17 protein-coding genes are annotated in these 18,112 nt (G+C 45.5%); 2 read left to right on the top strand and 15 right to left on the bottom strand.

Translation table 11 applies throughout. The annotated features are described in order from the left end of the window. Positions 1–179 precede the first annotated feature (179 nt). The 9 genes from B4F66_RS09430 to ileS all read right to left on the bottom strand — a co-directional run bounded on the left by B4F66_RS09430 (position 180) and on the right by ileS (position 10,015). Positions 180–572 carry an MTH938/NDUFAF3 family protein gene (locus tag B4F66_RS09430; protein ID WP_292355434.1) on the bottom strand — a complete coding sequence of 131 codons (393 nt, stop codon included), beginning with the start codon at positions 570–572 and terminating at the stop codon, positions 180–182. Between the two features lie 5 nt (positions 573–577). Further along, on the bottom strand, positions 578–868 hold the full coding sequence (locus tag B4F66_RS09425; RefSeq protein WP_069296502.1) for an integration host factor subunit beta: 291 nt from the start codon (positions 866–868) through the stop codon (positions 578–580). 112 nt (positions 869–980) lie between these two features. Further along, a complete protein-coding gene (rpsA, locus tag B4F66_RS09420) occupies positions 981–2,654 on the bottom strand; it encodes a 30S ribosomal protein S1 (RefSeq protein ID WP_292355430.1) in 1,674 nt (557 codons plus the stop codon). A 109-nt stretch (positions 2,655–2,763) separates the two neighbouring features. Next, entirely contained in the window at positions 2,764–3,426 is a 663-nt protein-coding gene (cmk, locus tag B4F66_RS09415; protein WP_292355429.1) for a (d)CMP kinase, read from the bottom strand. Further along, the gene (gene aroA / locus B4F66_RS09410; RefSeq protein WP_292355427.1) at positions 3,419–4,738 is read right to left on the bottom strand and encodes a 3-phosphoshikimate 1-carboxyvinyltransferase; all 1,320 of its coding nucleotides are present in this window, start codon (positions 4,736–4,738) and stop codon (positions 3,419–3,421) included. The genes cmk and aroA overlap by 8 nt, the downstream gene beginning before the upstream one ends. Before the next feature lie 19 nt (positions 4,739–4,757). Next, the gene (locus B4F66_RS09405; protein ID WP_292355425.1) at positions 4,758–5,645 is read right to left on the bottom strand and encodes a prephenate dehydrogenase; all 888 of its coding nucleotides are present in this window, start codon (positions 5,643–5,645) and stop codon (positions 4,758–4,760) included. Further along, complete coding sequence (hisC, locus tag B4F66_RS09400; protein WP_292355423.1) at positions 5,642–6,739, bottom strand: histidinol-phosphate transaminase; 1,098 nt, start codon at positions 6,737–6,739, stop codon at positions 5,642–5,644. The genes B4F66_RS09405 and hisC overlap by 4 nt, the downstream gene beginning before the upstream one ends. Beyond that, on the bottom strand, positions 6,736–7,203 hold the full coding sequence (gene lspA / locus B4F66_RS09395) for a signal peptidase II (RefSeq protein ID WP_292355711.1): 468 nt from the start codon (positions 7,201–7,203) through the stop codon (positions 6,736–6,738). Before lspA ends, hisC begins: the two co-directional genes overlap by 4 nt. A 10-nt stretch (positions 7,204–7,213) precedes the next feature. Then, positions 7,214–10,015: an isoleucine--tRNA ligase gene (gene ileS / locus B4F66_RS09390; RefSeq protein WP_292355421.1), complete on the bottom strand. Its 2,802-nt coding sequence runs from the start codon at positions 10,013–10,015 to the stop codon at positions 7,214–7,216. Positions 10,016–10,173: 158 nt separating this feature from the next. On the opposite strand from ileS, the gene B4F66_RS09385 reads away from it, so the two are divergent. Then, complete coding sequence (locus B4F66_RS09385) at positions 10,174–10,461, top strand: DUF3579 domain-containing protein (protein WP_292355419.1); 288 nt, start codon at positions 10,174–10,176, stop codon at positions 10,459–10,461. Positions 10,462–10,520: 59 nt separating this feature from the next. Here the strand turns inward: B4F66_RS09385 and B4F66_RS09380 are convergent, their stop codons facing one another. From B4F66_RS09380 to B4F66_RS09355, 6 genes are all read right to left on the bottom strand, one after another. Further along, a complete protein-coding gene (locus tag B4F66_RS09380) occupies positions 10,521–10,970 on the bottom strand; it encodes a CBS domain-containing protein (RefSeq protein WP_292355418.1) in 450 nt (149 codons plus the stop codon). A 126-nt stretch (positions 10,971–11,096) separates the two neighbouring features. After that, positions 11,097–13,571 carry a TonB-dependent siderophore receptor gene (locus B4F66_RS09375; protein WP_292355415.1) on the bottom strand — a complete coding sequence of 825 codons (2,475 nt, stop codon included), beginning with the start codon at positions 13,569–13,571 and terminating at the stop codon, positions 11,097–11,099. A 78-nt stretch (positions 13,572–13,649) separates the two neighbouring features. Continuing rightward, positions 13,650–14,627 carry a FecR domain-containing protein gene (locus B4F66_RS09370; RefSeq protein WP_292355413.1) on the bottom strand — a complete coding sequence of 326 codons (978 nt, stop codon included), beginning with the start codon at positions 14,625–14,627 and terminating at the stop codon, positions 13,650–13,652. Between the two features lie 3 nt (positions 14,628–14,630). Next, positions 14,631–15,143 carry a sigma-70 family RNA polymerase sigma factor gene (locus B4F66_RS09365; protein ID WP_292355411.1) on the bottom strand — a complete coding sequence of 171 codons (513 nt, stop codon included), beginning with the start codon at positions 15,141–15,143 and terminating at the stop codon, positions 14,631–14,633. An 83-nt stretch (positions 15,144–15,226) separates the two neighbouring features. Continuing rightward, positions 15,227–16,813, bottom strand: coding sequence for a peptide chain release factor 3 (locus tag B4F66_RS09360; RefSeq protein ID WP_292355409.1), 1,587 nt, complete (start codon positions 16,811–16,813; stop codon positions 15,227–15,229). A 256-nt stretch (positions 16,814–17,069) separates the two neighbouring features. After that, entirely contained in the window at positions 17,070–17,717 is a 648-nt protein-coding gene (locus B4F66_RS09355) for a LexA family protein (protein WP_000854920.1), read from the bottom strand. Positions 17,718–17,834: 117 nt separating this feature from the next. Here B4F66_RS09355 and B4F66_RS09350 point away from each other — a divergent pair, with 117 nt between their 5' ends. Beyond that, positions 17,835–18,086, top strand: a complete 252-nt coding sequence (locus B4F66_RS09350) for a helix-turn-helix domain-containing protein (RefSeq protein WP_000451746.1) — start codon at positions 17,835–17,837, stop codon at positions 18,084–18,086. Positions 18,087–18,112: the final 26 nt, after the last annotated feature.

Raw genomic sequence — 18,112 nt, 5'->3', positions numbered from 1 at the left:
TCACTGGCTTGAAGTTATCCAAATAGGAGAATTTTCCTGACTTCATCTGACGGGGTCAAGTATTAGCAAAAAAGCTATTTCAGCAGAAGCTAATAAGTAACGTAAAAACAATGATTTAATCCATATGTTTAATATGGTTATTTACTTGTTCAATTGCGGTGCATTAGTCGTCATCCGCATTAATTGTAAAAGTAAATCAATACTATTGGTTTTCTGCCTTCATTCAACAGCAAGTTATAGGTACGGCAAGCAGCGCCAAGTGACATGGTTTCCAGTGAGATCCCATACTGTGCCAGGTTGCCAGTAATTTGTAATATATTGGGAGTAATACCTTCGTTATTCACCATAATGACAACGTCAGCATTGAAGGATTTTATTATCTCAATTTGAGAATCGCTAGACTGTTCAGCGAGAGTTTGGAGATCCAGTGCATCGAATACACCTTCAGGAGATAAAACACAGTCATGTGTTATTTGTTGTGGAATTTGATTTGGAGCTTGAATCAGTAGAAAGCCGTCGCCATAACTTTTAATTACAAGAGCGTCAGTAACGGCTTCCTGACTAATTTTCATTTTTGTTAAAAACCAGCGGCATTATTAACGCGATCGCGTAATTCTTTTCCGGGTTTAAAGTGTGGTACATATTTTTCATCAAGTTTAACGGATTCACCGCTTTTTGGATTACGTCCTACTCTTGGTGGACGATGATGCAAGGTGAAACTGCCAAACCCTCTGATCTCAATACGATCACCACGTGACAGACAATCGCTCATCTGTTCAAGAATTAACTTCACCGCTAGTTCAACGTCTCGGTAATTCAATAGAGATTGTTTTTCGGATAGTATTTCTATCAAATCAGACTTGGTCATAATTTCCTAGATTCCCGGCAGTAGACTTTTGGGTTATGCCTTAAATAAAAAGGCAGCTGTATAACAAGAAAATGAGCATCCGGCCTGACCGGATGCTCACCCAATGATCAGATTAGCTGTCTTTCTGATTCATCTGTTCTTTCAGCAAATCACCTAAAGTGGTATTGCCGGAACTAACATTACTGTACTCTTTCACTGCTTCAGATTCTTCCTGATCATCCTTAGCTTTGATTGACAGAGTCAGCGTGCGATCCTTGCGAGACATTCCTGTAAATTTAGCTTCAACTTCATCACCGATATTCAGCACTTTGCTGGCATCTTCGATACGCTCACGTGCGATATCAGCTACGCGAACGTAACCTTCAACACCTTCAGCCAATTCAATCGTTGCACCTTTAGCATCAACTGCAATGACTTTACCAGTCACAACGGTGCCACGTGGGTGTTCAGACAGATAAGCTGAGAACGGATCGTCCTGCAATTGTTTGATACCCAGTGAAATCCGTTCACGTTCAGGGTCAATCGCCAATACAACAGCTTCCACTTCATCGCCTTTTTTGAAGTCACGAATTAATTCTTCGTTTTCTTCTTCCCAAGAGATGTCTGACAAGTGGATCAGGCCGTCAATGCCACCATCCAGACCAATGAAGATACCGAAATCAGTGATTGATTTGATAGCGCCGCTGACTTTATCACCTTTGTTATGAGTCATTGAGAACTCTTCCCAAGGGTTAGTCTGGCACTGTTTGATACCCAGTGAGATACGACGACGTTCAGCGTCAATATCCAGAACCATAACTTCAACTTCATCACCCAAAGTAACCAGTTTAGAAGGGTGAACGTTTTTGTTGGTCCAGTCCATTTCAGACATGTGAACCAAACCTTCAACACCATCTTCGATTTCAACAAAGCAACCGTAGTCAGCAATGTTAGTGACTTTACCCTGGATGCGGGTGCTATTTGGATAACGACGTGCGATATCTTTCCATGGATCGTCGCCCAACTGTTTCAGGCCTAGCGATACACGTTCACGTTCTTTATCAAATTTCAGAACCTGTACATCGATTTCGTCACCGATAGCGACAACTTCTGAAGGATGTTTAACACGTTTCCATGCCATATCAGTGATATGCAACAGACCGTCAATACCACCCAAGTCAACAAACGCGCCGTAATCAGTCAGGTTCTTAACGATACCTTTAACAACTTTGCCTTCTTCCAATGTTTCCAGAAGGGCTTCGCGTTCAACGCTGTTCTCAGCTTCCATAATGGCACGACGAGAAACAACGATATTGTTACGTGGGCGATCCAGCTTAATCAGTTTGAACTCAAGCTCTTTGCCTTCGAGGTGTGAAGTATCACGGATAGGACGTACATCAACAAGTGAACCCGGCAGAAACGCTCGGATGTTTTCCAGATCTACAGTGAAACCACCTTTAACCTTACCGGAAATAATACCGATAACAGTTTCATTGGCTTCAAATGCATGTTCCAATCTAATCCATGCTTCAGCGGCTTTGGCTTTTTCACGTGATAATTGTGTTGCACCAAATCCATCTTCCAGTGTTTCCAGAGAAACATCGACCAAATCACCAACAGAAACGGTGATTTCACCTTTTTCGTTCATGAACTCGGCAACTGGGATAGCGCCTTCAGATTTCAGACCTGCGTTAACCATAACAACATCAGGACCAACATTGACTACCGTACCGGTAACAATTTTGCCTGGTTGCATTGGGGTTGCGTTTAGACTCTCTTCAAAGAGATCAGCAAAGCTTTCGCTCATTATAAATATCCTTGATCCTGTTCAGATAACAGAATCGCCCGTTAGTCCTGCGATTGCAGGAAATTAACAAAAAACCTGCCTGGAACACCCAGACAAGTACCCTAATAAATCAGCCGATTAATGCACTGACTTTTTCTAAAACAGCTTCGATACCGAGTTGTGTTGAATCGAGAATAACGGCATCATCGGCAGGCCGTAGTGGCGCTACTTCACGTTGCGTATCCCGTTCATCACGTTCTGATATTTCGGCTACGAGATCGGAAAGGTTACTATCAATTCCTTTCTCTTTCAACTGCTTATATCGTCTCTCCGCCCGAACCTTGGCACTGGCTGTGAGAAAGACTTTGTATGGCGCATCTGGAAACACCACCGTACCCATATCGCGGCCATCTGTGACTAAACCTGGCGGTTGGCAAAAATCACGCTGTCTTTGTAATAAAGCTGAGCGAACTGCCGGAAATGCGGCAACTTTTGATGCGGCATTGCCGGCCTGTTCAGAACGAATCAGTAACGAAACATCTTCGCCTTCGAGAATAACCTGCAACTGTCCATCCTTTAACACAAACTGCACATCCAGCTGACCCGCTATGGATGCCAGCGCTGCTTCATCCGTTAAATCAATTTGATGCTTTAATGCCGCCTGAGCCAGGACACGGTAAATTGCACCACTATCCAGGTAGTGCCAACCCAGCTTTTCTGCCATACGCTGGGCCAAAGTGCCCTTTCCGGAGCCGCTTGGACCATCAATTGTTAATACAGGTATATCAGACATCGAAGGCATCAATCTGCAAACCACAGTGAGTCGCTAATTCGACAAAATTTGGAAATGAGGTTGCCACATTGGCACAGTCATTAATCTGTATGGCGCCGCCAGCCTGTAGTGCCGCCATAGCAAATGACATCGCAATACGGTGATCACCATGTCCATCCACTTCGCCACTGCCAATAATGCCACCTTCTATAATCATGCCATCAGACGTTGGCTGAGCATCGATGCCGAGTGCCTGTAATCCATCAGCCATGACCTGAATTCGGTCACTCTCTTTCACCCGTAATTCTTCAGCACCCGTCAATACTGTGCGGCCTTCTGCACAGGCTGCGGCAATAAATATTGCCGGAAATTCATCAATCGCCAATGGCACCTGATCCTGAGGAATTTCAATTCCGCTCAACGGTGCATAGCGAACCCGGATATCTGCCACCGGTTCACCACCGGTTACCGCTTCGTTGCTCAAGCTTATATCCGCCCCCATTTGCTTCAAAATATTGATGACACCCGTCCGCGTAGGGTTAATACCTACATGTTGCAGAGTAATATCCGAACCCGGTGCAATAGCGGCTCCCACCATAAAGAACGTGGCCGAGGAAATATCGCCAGGCACATCAATACTGGTTGCGGTTAATTTTCCGCCACCCTGAATACTGATGCGGTTACCGTGAACCACGACTGGATATCCCATGCCTTGCAACATGCGTTCAGTATGATCGCGAGTCGGGGCAGGTTCCGTCACGCTAGTGGTTCCTTCAGCATACATGCCGGCAAGTAACAGACAGGATTTAACCTGAGCACTGGCCATTGGCAAGTCATATTCAATAGCCTTTAATTTATGGCCACCATGAATAGTCAGAGGCGGTTTACCATCTGCACTATCGATATTTGCCCCCATGAGGGCTAAGGGATCGGTTACCCGACGCATGGGACGACCTGATAAAGATTTATCACCACTCATCGTCACATCAAAACTTTGCCCTGCCAATAAACCACTTAATAAGCGAATTGACGTGCCAGAGTTACCGACATATACATCATTTTCCGGGGCTTTCAGTCCATGCATACCGACACCATGCACGGTGACTTTGCCATCCGTCGGCCCATCAATTTTGACACCCATGGCACGAAAAGCGGCCAATGTCGCTAGTGCATCTTCACCTTCCAGAAAACCGCTGATTTCAGTCACACCCTCTGCCAGTGATCCCAGCATAATAGAACGATGTGAAATGGATTTATCTCCGGGCACGCGGAAGCTGCCTGTTAATTGACCACCAGCCTGTACTATAAATTTACGATCCTGCTGCCCGCTCACGCTACTGTTCACTCCCACTTTACACTTCGCTGTTATCTTTCAGATCTGGATCGGCGAAACGTGTATCTCTGGCCCGTTTTGCTCGCCCGAATATATCAATAAGATAATCGCCATCATCTTGCCGAATCGCCTGTTCAATCTTATCCAGACCACTACGATATTGTTGTAATAATTCTAGAATCGCACTACGGTTGCCGAGGCAGATATCCCGCCACATCACTGCATCACTTGACGCGATCCGGGAAAAATCTCGAAAGCCACCAGCGGCATATCGCAATACTTCATCGCAATCTTCACGCTGGGCTAACATTCCGACCAGATTAAACGCCAAAACATGCGGTAAATGACTGGTAGCAGCCAGCACCACATCATGATGCTCAACCTCCATTTCAAATACATCTGCACCGGCCTGTTGCCACATTTGACGCACTTGTTCCAGAGCTGATTTATTGGTTTCTGCCACTGGGGTTAAAACGACCCGATGCTGTTGATAAAGCTCAGCAAACGCAGCTGATGGGCCACTTTTCTCAGTACCGGCAATCGGATGGCCTGGCACAAAGTGATCAAACTTAATCCCCAATGCCTGGCGAGCCGCATCAATAACCTGTTGTTTGGCACTGCCACCATCAGTCACAATCGTCTGCGGTTTAAGATGCGGTGCTATTTGTTCAAATACTGCCTGCATCGCCCCCATTGGTACTGCCACAAATACCATATCGGCATCTGCTACGGCCTCCGCCAGCGACGCTGCTGCTTTATCGATAATACCTAACGCCAAAGCTTCTTCACGCGCGGCCTGAGAGCGAGAGAAACCTGTCACCTGTTCAACCAATCCGGCTTTTTTTAATGCCAAAGCCAGTGAACCGCCAATCAGTCCAACGCCGATGATAGCCAGATGCTTAATCATTTGGCCTCTGACAAACTGTTTGCCAATGCTTCAAGACAACGCTGGTTTTCATGCTCCAGGCCGATGCTTATGCGTAAATGGTTTGGCAGACCATAGCCTGCAACCGGTCTGACAATAACGCCCTGTTGCAGCAGCTTTTCATAAATATCAGCAGCATTGGTGTTTACATCAACACAGATAAAATTGGCTTTTGAGGGAATATAATTCAATCCCATCGCATCAAAGCCATCGATGTATTGCTGCATCCCTTCGGTATTCACCTGTTTAGCACATTGCAGATAATCTTCATCGCCCAACGCGGCAATCGCAGCACTCATCGCCAGATGATTGACATTAAATGGCTGGCGCAGACGATTTAATAAATCAGCAATCTCTGGACTTGATAGCGCAAAACCCACCCGTAATCCCGCCAGACCATAAGCCTTGGAAAAGGTACGGCAAATGATTAAGTTAGGAAACTGTTTGAGCCAATCAATGCTGTTTACCTCTTCATCGCCATATTCAATATAGGCTTCATCCAATACGACTATCACGTTATCAGCAACTGACTGCAGAAAAGTATGAACTTCCGTTGCCGGAATATGCGTTCCGGTGGGATTGTTAGGATTGGCAATAAAAATCAGCTTGGTTTTTTCAGTGATGGCCCGCTGCATGGCTGTTAAATCATGTCCATACTGTTTGGCGGGCACTTCCACCAATGTGGCACCTATTGCCTGCGTCACCAATGGATATACTGCAAACGCGTGTTGGGAGAATATGACTTCATCCGCAGGTGAAGCAAAACAGCGAGCAATAAGCTCCAGCACATCGTTAGAACCATTCCCTAAGGTAATCTGGTTGGCATCAATCTGAAACTTTTCAGATAAAGCCAGTTTTAATGCATAGCCATTACCATCCGGATAACGGGTTAAATCGCGAGTTGCCAACGCAATTGCAGCTTGTGCAGCTTGTGATGGACCAATCGGACTCTCATTTGAGGCGAGTTTGATGACATCTCTTACGCCATATTGACGTTGTAATTCCTCAATGGGTTTTCCCGGTACATAAGGCTGCAAACCGGCAATGCTTTCTACCGCTAAATCACACAGATTCATTTTTGCTCCGCTGGTTTTTTGAAACTATCCACAATCAACAATACGGCGCCAATACAAATAGCCGCATCGGCTATATTAAAGGCTGGCCAGTGATAACTTCCAACATAGATATCTATAAAATCAATAACATAGCCATGGATGAATCGATCAATAACATTGCCGATAGCACCGCCAATAATCAATGCAATTGCTATCGCTTCGACTTTTGCCTGCGCTTTCAAACGTGATAACCAAATCATTAACACTATTGAAACGGAGATCGCCAGACCAATAAAGAAAAAGCGTTGCCAGCCACCGGCCCCCGCCAGAAAACTGAATGCCGCTCCACTATTGTGTGCCAAAGTGAAATTGAAATACGGCATCACGGCGACGGTTTGATAAAGCTCCAGCCAGTTTGCCATAACAACTTTGGTCAGCTGATCCAGCACAATAACCAGGGCGCTAATCCATAACCACTTCATCATAATATTGGCCTCAGGCAAAACGGCGGGTTTCGCCATCGCCATCTACGTTTTCAACACAGCGACCACATAATTCAGGGTGGTCAGCGTGACTGCCCACATCGTCAGTTTGGTGCCAGCAACGTTCGCAGCGAGAATTTGCAGAAGCTTGAATATTGACTGCCAGGCCCGTCAAACCGGTATTAATAGCCGTTCCCGGTTTATCTGCCATTGCAAAACGCCTGGCTGACGATGTAATCAATACGAACTTCAACTCATCGCCAACTTTATTCAATATTTCCAGCAACTTATCTTCTGCATACAGATTAACGTCAGCAGTTAAACCGCCTTTTACTTCGCCGTGATTTCGTTTGTTTTCCAATTCTTTTGCTACGGCTTCACGTACAGAAAACAACTGTTGCCAATCAGCCACCGACAAAACACTATCTTGCGATAAAGGTTCCAGAGATTGATACCAGTCATTCAATAACACCGAAGCATTACGTTGACCCGGAATAAACTCCCAAAGCTCATCCGCAGTGAAACTCAGTATCGGTGCAATCCAGCGGCTTAACGCTTCGAGGATATGATACATAGCTGTTTGCGATGAACGGCGTCCAAGGCTGTCAGCTGGCATCGTATACTGCCGATCTTTGGTGATATCCAGATAGGCACTGCCCAGCTCATTGGCACAGAAGTTATGTACTTTCTGATAAATCAGATGGAACTGATAGCTTTCATAAGCCGCCAGGATTTCCAGCTGCAGATGATAGGCACGATCCATTACCCAGCGATCCAGTGGTAATAACTTCTCCGTGGCGACCAGATTGGCGGCAGGATCAAAATCATTCAGATTCGATAATAAATACCGTGCAGTATTACGAATACGGCGATATGAGTCCGCGGTGCGTTTCAGAATTTCATCCGATACCGTCATTTCAGCACTGTAATCCGTCGCCGCTACCCAGAGACGGATAATATCGGCACCAAGATTATTGACTACTTTTTGCGGTGAAACCGTATTTCCCTTGGATTTGGACATTTTCTTGCCTTCGGCATCCACGGTAAACCCGTGGGTCAGCACCGCTTTGTAAGGTGCTTTACCAGTAGTAGCAACTGATGTCAGTAATGATGATTGGAACCAGCCACGGTGTTGATCACTGCCTTCAAGATACAAATCTGCAGGGCGTTGTAAATCATCACGCCGGGTTAACACGCAGGCATGTGAGACTCCGGAATCAAACCAGACATCCAGCGTATCGGTGACTTTGAAATAATTTTCTGCGTCTGCACCAATCAAATCGCTGGCATCCATATCAAACCAGGCATCGATACCCTCCTGTTCAACAGCCAAAGCAACTTTTTCGATTAAAGCCTGTGAATCGGGATGTAATTCCCCACTCTGCTGATGAACAAATAATGGAATAGGCACACCCCAGGTACGTTGGCGGGAGATACACCAATCCGGACGACCTGACACCATATTTTCAATACGTTTCTGGCCCCAGTCCGGCATCCATTTAGTGGTAGCAATCGCCTGCATGGCCTGATCGCGCAAACCATTCTGATTCATGCTGACAAACCATTGAGGTGTGGCACGAAAAATAATCGGCGTTTTATGCCGCCAGCAATGTGGATAGCTGTGACGGATATCGATATGGCACAGCAAAGCCGATTTTTCTTTTAATAATTCAATAACCTGTGGATTGGCCTTAAATACCGACTCACCGGCAAACACTGGGGTATCAGGCAAAAACACACCATTGCCCCCCACTGGATTATCTACTTCCAGCTTATATTTCAGACCAACAATATAATCATCCTGACCGTGACCGGGAGCAGTATGTACCGCACCGGTACCGGCATCAGTCGTGACATGGTCACCCAGAATAACTGGCACCTTGCGATCATAAAACGGGTGTTGCAACTGTAAACCTTCAAGCGTTGCGCCTTTAACCCGGGCAATCACTTCACCGGTTAATTGATAACGTTCCAGCGCTTTTTCATACAACGCTTCAGCGAGCACCAAACGCTCGTTATCACATTGCACCACAACATAATCTAACTCAGGATGTAAACAAACAGCCTGATTGGCAGGCAGTGTCCATGGTGTGGTAGTCCAGATAGCAATGCTGACAGCGCCAGAGCCATTGTTCGGACAGGCTTTATCAAATGCAGCCACATCGACCAAAGGAAAACGGACATCAATGGCCGGTGACGTTTTATCCTCATATTCGACTTCGGCTTCAGCCAAAGCTGAACCACAATCCACACACCAGTGAACCGGTTTCACACCCTTGTGTAAATGACCGTTTTCAATGATTTCACCCAATGTGCGGATAATGTCAGCCTCAAACTGAAAATCCATGGTCAGATAAGGATTATCCCAATCGGCCAGTACACCCAGTCGTTTGAAATCTTCACGTTGCCCATCAACCTGTTTAGCCGCATAGTCACGACAGGCCTGACGGAACTCTGCCGGACTGACTTTTACACCGGGCTTACCAACTTTTTTCTCGACATTTAATTCAATAGGCAGACCATGGCAATCCCAGCCGGGAACATAGGGAGTATCAAAACCACTAAGGGTTTTGGATTTAAGAATAATATCCTTGAGGATTTTATTAACGGCATGGCCGATATGGATTTCACCATTGGCATATGGAGGTCCATCATGCAGAATGAATTTGGGTTTATTTTGATTTTTTTGTCGCAACTGCTGATAAAGTTCTTGCTCCTGCCAACGCTTTAACATTACTGGCTCACGATTGGGCAAGCCGGCTTTCATTGGAAAGTCAGTCGCAGGAAGATTTAAAGTCTGTTTGTAGTCGGCCACAAAACGTCTCGTTGTCGTCAAATAATAAAGCGCTCGATTATACGGGTTTTTCGCGCTGACCTAAATCACTGAAAAGAGTTTGTTTGGCCTTTGCCTGATGTTACACAGTAAAATGCCCAATCATTGTCCCCTTTGTTAATTTAAGAGCACCACATTCAATGACTGCAACGGAAAAAGTGATCATTAAAGGCATCACCAAAGACGGCGGTAAATTTCGCCCCAGTGACTGGGCTGAACGACTGTGTGGTGCGGTGGCCAGTTATGGTCCTGGTAGAAGAATTATCTTTCACCCACGGGTAAAACTCGCCTCATTGGAAGGCACAAAATGTGTAGTAATTGATGCGCAGCTTGAAGAAGAAGATGTCATGTTGTTCGAGTTTCTCATCGAATTTGCTGACGATAACCAGCTGCAAGTTGAAAGAATGGCGAAGCTACCCGAATCATAGGCTGAAGATTGGCGCTATTTTAGTCTCAACAGAGATGACGATGGAAAGATAAACAGGCTCTAATCTTCATGCTCGGCGTCCGGCCAGTTCTGGATATAATTTTTTAACAGTTTATTTTCAAACTTCGCTTTTTTCAGCAGCTCTTCCACAATATCGGTTATGGATAACATGCCTTCAAGATTGCCTTTGTAAACTACCGGTAAATGACGGATATTATGCTCGACCATCATATTCATCACTTCTTCAAGCGTATTATCCGGATCACAAGTATAGGGATTGGGTGTCATGGCATCAGCGGCAGTTTTCGGCTCCCACATGGCGTGCTTCTTGTGCAACACATTCAGCAAATCACGCTCTGACAAAATTCCCACTAACGCACCGTTATCCGTCACCACTAATGAACCAATACGATGTTCCATCATCAAATGAACGGCTTTGTCCAGCGAATCGGTTGGTGTCAGGCCGATAACCGGCTTACCTTTGTTTTTGGTAATGAGTCTGACTTTCATCTCTCTCTCCGGTAACGAATGGAAAATTCATTCTGCTTGAGAGTGGCGCCAATTAGCAAGACTGTCAATAAAGTTTCAATATAAATCAGAGGCTACAAGCCGAAGCTATGTAGCCTCATATGTCCATTACCAGTTGTAACTGCCCGTTAGCATCACACGGCGCCCTTCACCGAAATAACATAGTTGTTCAGTGCATGACGTATCGTATTCTTTATCGAATAAATTTGTGACGTGTAATGCCAGTCCAATATTTTGAATCTGATAACGCAGGCTGGCATCCATAACGGTATAACTTTCACTGTCCAGCTCTGCGACGGTCTCACCGGTTACAAAAGCAATCGTGTTGTTATTTAACGTCGAGTAGCTGCTTTGACCCACATAATGCAGCCCCAAACCTAATCCCAAGTTTTTAAACATCCCGGTTTGTTGGGTATAGTCCAGCCAGACACTGGCAGTCTCGTCAGGTTGCATTGGCGTTCGACTGTCTTCTTCCCAGGCATTAGGTGATTTGGTGATACGAGCATTAATATAACTATAGGCTGCCGATAATCTGAAACTATCTGATAAAGCCATTGCAGCTTCAATTTCTACCCCTTTGGATTTAACTTCACCGACTTGGCGGCGAGTGGCTACACCGGCAGAGTTATATTCACTTAACACATAATTCTCTTTGGTCAGTTCAAACAAAGCCAAACTGATAAAGCTGTCGCTGCCTTCAGGTTGAAATTTAACCCCAATCTCATATTGATCAGAGAGCTCGGGATCGAACAAATTACCGTTAACATCGGTATCGTTGACAACATTAAATGCTTCGCTATAACTGATATAAGGCGCAATACCATTATCAAACTTGTAGACAAGACCCAATCGACCGGAAAACTGTTTTTCTGACTGACTAACATCAGAAGCAGAATTTTCCCTGTCAAAATTGACATCAATATCCGTTTTCACCCAGTCATAACGCCCACCCACCATCAGACGCCATTTGTTATAGGCAATCTGATCCTGAAGATAGGCACCAGTCTGACGACTGTAAACCTCTCGATCTTTTAGCAAGGCCGGATAGGCGATCTCCTGATCATAGTCAGGACTCAGGTAGTTAATAGACGGGGCATTACTTCTGTAGCGCTGTTCATCGGCATTGCTATAGCGCCAATCCAAACCAATCATCATTTGGTGAGCCAGAGCACCTGTGTCAAAAACCGTTTCAAGACGATTATCAATGGCAAGCGCATCCAGTTTTTCATTCTCTATTGCTGCGTTGCGCTGTAAGTCAGCGGTAAGAGGATTACCACCGCGTAGTGACAGATAGCGATAGTTGAGATCCACCTTGTCATAGCGAAGGTTTTGGCGAAATGCCCAACTATCGTTGATGACATGGGAGAACTCGTAACCCACTGATTGATAATCACGCTCGAACTTGTTGAAATCATCATCACCAATAAAAAAGCCGTTATCAATATCGTAAGTTGTCCCAATAGCGTTGAAAGCTTCAAGAATATAAGGCGAGAGATGTTGATTAAAACTGTAGATCTGATCATCTTTTTGTTGCAATGCTAACAGCGTAAGTTGTGTGTCATCACTTATATTCCAGGTAATTGATGGTGCGATCAATTTACGCCTGGTTTCATTTTGATCGACTTCTGTGTTGGCCTCATTGCCCAAGACTATCAGGCGATATAAAAATTGGCCGTCTTCATCAATCGCGCCGCTGAAATCACCACTTAATTCAGCAAAATCATCCGATCCCGCAGATACTCGCAATTCACGTCGTGTTTCTTCGGTCGGCCGTTTAGTGACCAGATTCACCAGACCACCCGGCTGCGCCTGCCCATAAAGCACTGAACTAGGGCCACGGAGCACTTCGATCCGTTCCAGTGTGTAATTATCAGCCCGTGGCAAACCGTAAAGACTGGTCGGTTGCAATAAACCATCTCGGTAAACTTGTGATTTGGCATCAAAACCGCGGAGACTGAACCAGTCATAACGTGTGTCATAGCCGTAAGGAACACTCAAGCTCGGCGTGTAACGTAATGCATCCTGAACATTTAATGCCCCACGAAGCTGCAGTTGCTGCTGGGTAATAACAGAAACGGATTGTGGTGTATCCAATAAATCGGCACTGCCTTTGGTGGCTGAGGTACTTCGGACAGCTGCATATCCCGCTAATGGTGCATAAGGCGAAATGACTGTCTGCTGTCCCGTTACGGTAACCACTGGCAATAAGGCACTTGTCGAACCTGTATCAGTGATCAAGAAACTCTTATCCGCTTGTTTTTGAACAGTAAGTGAGGTGGATTTTAATAACTGTGTTAAGCCTGCTTCTACTGAATATTCCCCGCGGAGTCCTTGACTTTGCAGTCCCTGAGTCAGTTCTGGTGAGTAGGTCAATAAAATATCGGCTTGCTGGCCAAATTGATTTAAAACAGAAGACAGTGAGCCTGCGCTGATATCAAACTTAACTTGATCATGAAGACCTTTGGTCGACATTTCAGCCGCTTGCACTGTATTGGTTGTGGTGAACAATAAGCCACCACTAAAGAGTATTGCGAGGGTCACGGCGCTCAATAGCGTCGGTGTTTGAAGGGTAGTTTTTAACATTTTATTTCTCGTTCTCCAGTAACAATTCAAGTCTCTATCTGTACTGTCACGTGAGAAATAAAAACGGACCACAAAAAATTAATTTTTTGATTTTGCCTTCAATGTTATCCAGTAGCGGGTTCGGTAAACCAGTTCAATCGGCAGTGAGGTAGTTAACGCTCGAAGGACACGATCAATATCATCCAGCGGATAGGTACCCGAAACCCGCATTTGGCTCACCGAGTTATCACAATGAATCCAGCCATGGTGGTGATAACCAAGCTCTTTTACAAAGTCACTCAGAAACATCGCATCAACAACCAGTATATTTTGCTGCCAGGCCAGATCACTACTTTCCGCAACCATCAATTCACTTAAGCCATTCTGGTCAAATACCAGTTTCTGTCCTGACTCTATGCGTAACGGTGAAAAGTGCAATTGATCTGTTTGCCATAAATTGACGGCTCCCTCATAGACAGCCAATAATCCGTCTTGCTCACGGCTGCGAATATAAAACCGGGTACCAAGTGGTTGAAAACGCGCCCATGCAGCATAAACGACCAACGGCCTGGCGGCCTCACCCCTAGCTGTTTCTATCAATACATCGCCGGTTAACAAATAAAGGCTACGTTCATTTATGGAGAAACTGACGTTAATAGCACTCTCTGCATTGAGCTCAATTCGCGTACCGTCGTTGAGAGTAATTTGCCTGGTTTCGCCCTTACCAGTGCGGTAGTCAGCCGCCATAACTGGAAATAACTGATGACGTTGTAAAGCGATCCCACCACCAGCACCGACAAAAGCGATGGCGAGGATGGATCGAAGCAATTGGCGACGATTTTTGTTCTCAAGCGTCACACTTTTATGGGTAAGCGTTTTGGAAATTGGGTTAGCCAATGAGCCCAATTCCTGATTGAATTGTTCGATTTTCAACCACGCTTGATAATGCGTTTGGTCACTATCGATCCATGCTTTCCAGCTTCGTTGGAGCTCGGCATCCTGTGGGCTTTCTTTGAGCGAGAAATACCATTCCACCGCTTGTACAGCAATATCTTCGTTAATCTTCAGTGCCGCCATAGTTTATTGAAGATTAATAGCGAAATAACACTGTGCGGCAGCCTGAGTCAGATAACGCTTAACGGTGGAAATGGAAATATTGAGTTTCTCGGCAATCTGCTGGTAACGCATACCATCAAGCTGGGAATACAAAAAAGCCCGTTTGACTATGGCAGGCAATCCATCCAAACGCGCATTTATCTCTACTATCGTTTCGATAATCACAGCCCGCTCCTCTTCTGAAGGATGCAATGGTTCTGGATACGCCCGCAAAGCGTCGAGGTAAGCCTGTTCAATTTGCTGGTGACGCCAATGATTGGCAAGACTGCGGCGAGCGATAGTTGTGAGAAAGGCCCGCGGCTCATGGATCTGTTTGTTTTCTTCACGAGTCAGTAATTTAACAAACACATCATGAGAAATATCCGCCGCAAATTCAGGAGAGTCCAGTTTTCTGCGTAGCCAACTCAGCAGCCAAGAGTGATGATCTTTATATAATTCGCCAATATAGTGCTGATCGATTATCTCTGAAGCCGACATGGAAAACTTGACCGTATAAAGTAATGAGAATCATTATCATATAATGACAGACATTACATAGGCAAACTGTCGTGCCGACTAAATCAGAGATGTTCGCGGGTAGAACGGAATTCAATTTCCGGCCAGCGTTCGATTGTCAGATCCAGATTGACCCGTGTCGGGGCAATATAGGTTAGGTTGTCCGCTCCGTCCAGGGCCAGGTTCATCGACGCTTTACGCTTGAATTCCTCCAGCTTTTTCACATCATCGCAATACACCCAGCGTGCGGTATGCACCTGAACCGGTTCATATGCGCATTCAACACCATACTCACCTTTCAATCGGTGTACGACAACATCAAATTGCAATACACCAACCGCGCCGAGAATCAGGTCATTGTTATCCAATGGACGAAATAACTGGGTGGCGCCCTCTTCACTGAGTTGTTGTAATCCTTTTAACAAGGCTTTGTTTTTTAATGGATCTTTTAAACGAACGCGCCGGAATAATTCTGGAGCAAAGTAAGGAATGCCGGTGAATTGCAGATCTTCACCCTGGGTAAAGGTATCGCCAATCTGGATGGTGCCATGATTATGTAACCCGAGAATATCACCCGGCCATGCTTCTTCAGCCTGCTCCCGCTCAGCAGCCATAAAGGTCACTGCATTGGCGATAGTCACATCTTTGCCAATGCGCGTCTGCCGGAGTTTCATGCCTTTGGTGTAATGACCGCTACAGACACGCATAAAGGCAATGCGATCCCGATGCTTAGGATCCATATTGGCCTGGATCTTAAATACAAAGCCGCTGAAGATATCTTCATCGGCTGCTACGTCACGGGTTTTTGTTTCCCTTGGTTGTGGTGCTGGCGCATATTCAACATAGGCATCCATCAATTCGGTGACACCAAAGTTATTCATTGCTGAACCAAAAAACACCGGCGTCATTTGTCCAGACAAAAAGTCATCAAGATTAAATTGGTCGCTGGCACCGCGAACCAGTTCAATTTCTTCCCGTAACTCCTCAGCCATTGAGCCAAATAGTTCATCCAGACGCGGGTTATCCAACCCTTGAATCACTTCACCTGCATCGGCATCTTTGCCATGCGCTTCGAACAAGCGAATATTGTCATTATAAAGATGAAAAATCCCCTTAAAGCCTTTTCCCATACCAATTGGCCAGGTAATTGGTGCACAGCGGATATTCAGAATATTTTCAACTTCGCTAAGCAGATCCAAAGGATCACGGCCTTCCCGATCCAACTTGTTGATAAAGGTTAGTATTGGCGTATCGCGTAGACGGCAGACTTCCATTAATTTAATGGTACGTTCTTCGACACCTTTGGCACTGTCAATGACCATCAATGCAGAATCTACTGCTGTCAGCGTGCGATAGGTATCCTCAGAAAAATCAGCATGGCCTGGTGTGTCCAACAGATTTACAATGCGGTCTTTATAGGGGAATTGCATCACTGAAGAGGTCACTGAGATACCCCGCTCCTTCTCCATTTCCATCCAGTCCGAGGTGGCATGCTTATCGGTTTTGCGTGATTTCACGCTACCAGCCATTTGAATAGCCCCCCCAAATAACAACAGTTTTTCAGTCAGGGTGGTTTTACCGGCATCAGGATGCGAAATGATAGCAAAGGTCCTTCGCTTATTGATTTCATTAAGAAAATCTTGGTTTGCCATGTATAAATTCTTTTAGTTTGTACACGGATTTGTACACACTTTTGGAAGTACTCTCTTTTCAGTTCTTCACTTGTCAAATCCGTCGTGTTAATCGTAATTGGCCGCTATTTTCGCTGATCTTGACTTTATAAACAATCAATGGTTATCTAATCGGTTACCATTTACTCTCAGCGTGCGCCAATGCTCAGTTGTAGCTGTTTGCAATCGTTGCTTCTTCAGCTCATGAACAACTGTGGCTAAACCACAAATTCCTTCGCTACCAGAAATCGATGATAGCTTGTCGTACTACACCGATGATGGTGCAGTTGCCGTTGATCGGTATTGCAGGGTATTGCGGGTTCAAAGGTTTTAGGTACTTCTGTTCACCATCAATAACTAACTGCTTAAAGGTTGCTTCTTTCGAATCATCCAAACGCGCAACAACCAATGAACCTGAAGAGTAAGGTAATTCAGGATCAACAACGATCACTGCCCCCTCAGGTATGGATTTTTTTCCGCTTGGATTTTCCATACTGTCGCCTTTTACGCGAAGTGCGAAACAACCCTCATGTGCTTTCCCAGTGACTTCACGCCACTCCTCAGCATCTTCATGGGCAAATCCCTCCGCTATTTCAGTCCAATCACCGGCCTGAACCCAGTTAATGAGAGGAATTCTTCCCTTAATATCAGGCCCGACTTCTACATTACCGACCCCCAAGCCAATCTCGCCATCACCTGTGGCGAGCCAATGAGCATTCACGCGAAGCGCCTCCGCGATCTGCATGGTGTAACGAGACCTAGCCGATTTACCAGAGCAAATCTGGCTGATCGACTGCTGTTTGATACCAATGCGACGAGCCAACTCAGACTGAGTCACCCCAGTAAGCTGCAAGGCATGGTTTAGTCGTTCGGATAAAGTTTTCATAAGCCCGTATTCTACAAATAAAACTGTAGTCTTTCAACAATTTTAACTGTTGACTAATCTACAGTTTAAACTGTAACATTCAATCTTGTAACAGTTATTATTGTAACAGGAGACGGTATGGAAGTGTTCAACACGACACAAAAACATCTCCGCCGTGCCATTGATTTGGTCGGCGGGCAATCAGCATTAGCACGAGCCATCAACTCAAAACAGCAAAACGTCTGGTTTTGGTTGAATAAATCAGGGCGTGTTCCCGCTGAATTCGTTTTACCCATCGAACAAGCTACGCAAGGACAGGTAACCCGATCCCAGTTAAGACCGGACATCTATCCCGAATGCCCAAGCGAGCTGAAAGCCAGTAACCAGTAGGATTAAGGGCAAATAATGGTCAGCAT

The organism is Methylophaga sp. UBA3603, assembly GCF_002375335.1.
Classification (GTDB): Bacteria; Pseudomonadota; Gammaproteobacteria; order Nitrosococcales; family Methylophagaceae; genus Methylophaga.
The sequence above is the reverse complement of the archived record's forward strand: the minus strand, read 5'-3'. Positions and strand labels throughout refer to the sequence as shown.

What these genes read in the sequence shown, in the direction of transcription:
- B4F66_RS09430 (WP_292355434.1), bottom strand. Translation starts at nt 572, where the DNA reads ATGAAAATTAGTCAGGAAGCCGTTACTGACGCTCTTGTAATTAAAAGT.
- B4F66_RS09425 (WP_069296502.1), bottom strand. Translation starts at nt 868, where the DNA reads ATGACCAAGTCTGATTTGATAGAAATACTATCCGAAAAACAATCTCTA.
- rpsA (WP_292355430.1), bottom strand. Translation starts at nt 2,654, where the DNA reads ATGAGCGAAAGCTTTGCTGATCTCTTTGAAGAGAGTCTAAACGCAACC.
- cmk (WP_292355429.1), bottom strand. Translation starts at nt 3,426, where the DNA reads ATGTCTGATATACCTGTATTAACAATTGATGGTCCAAGCGGCTCCGGA.
- B4F66_RS09405 (WP_292355425.1), bottom strand. Translation starts at nt 5,645, where the DNA reads ATGATTAAGCATCTGGCTATCATCGGCGTTGGACTGATTGGCGGTTCA.
- hisC (WP_292355423.1), bottom strand. Translation starts at nt 6,739, where the DNA reads ATGAATCTGTGTGATTTAGCGGTAGAAAGCATTGCCGGTTTGCAGCCT.
- lspA (WP_292355711.1), bottom strand. Translation starts at nt 7,203, where the DNA reads ATGATGAAGTGGTTATGGATTAGCGCCCTGGTTATTGTGCTGGATCAG.
- B4F66_RS09385 (WP_292355419.1), top strand. Translation starts at nt 10,174, where the DNA reads ATGACTGCAACGGAAAAAGTGATCATTAAAGGCATCACCAAAGACGGC.
- B4F66_RS09380 (WP_292355418.1), bottom strand. Translation starts at nt 10,970, where the DNA reads ATGAAAGTCAGACTCATTACCAAAAACAAAGGTAAGCCGGTTATCGGC.
- B4F66_RS09375 (WP_292355415.1), bottom strand. Translation starts at nt 13,571, where the DNA reads ATGTTAAAAACTACCCTTCAAACACCGACGCTATTGAGCGCCGTGACC.
- B4F66_RS09370 (WP_292355413.1), bottom strand. Translation starts at nt 14,627, where the DNA reads ATGGCGGCACTGAAGATTAACGAAGATATTGCTGTACAAGCGGTGGAA.
- B4F66_RS09365 (WP_292355411.1), bottom strand. Translation starts at nt 15,143, where the DNA reads ATGTCGGCTTCAGAGATAATCGATCAGCACTATATTGGCGAATTATAT.
- B4F66_RS09360 (WP_292355409.1), bottom strand. Translation starts at nt 16,813, where the DNA reads ATGGCAAACCAAGATTTTCTTAATGAAATCAATAAGCGAAGGACCTTT.
- B4F66_RS09355 (WP_000854920.1), bottom strand. Translation starts at nt 17,717, where the DNA reads ATGAAAACTTTATCCGAACGACTAAACCATGCCTTGCAGCTTACTGGG.
- B4F66_RS09350 (WP_000451746.1), top strand. Translation starts at nt 17,835, where the DNA reads ATGGAAGTGTTCAACACGACACAAAAACATCTCCGCCGTGCCATTGAT.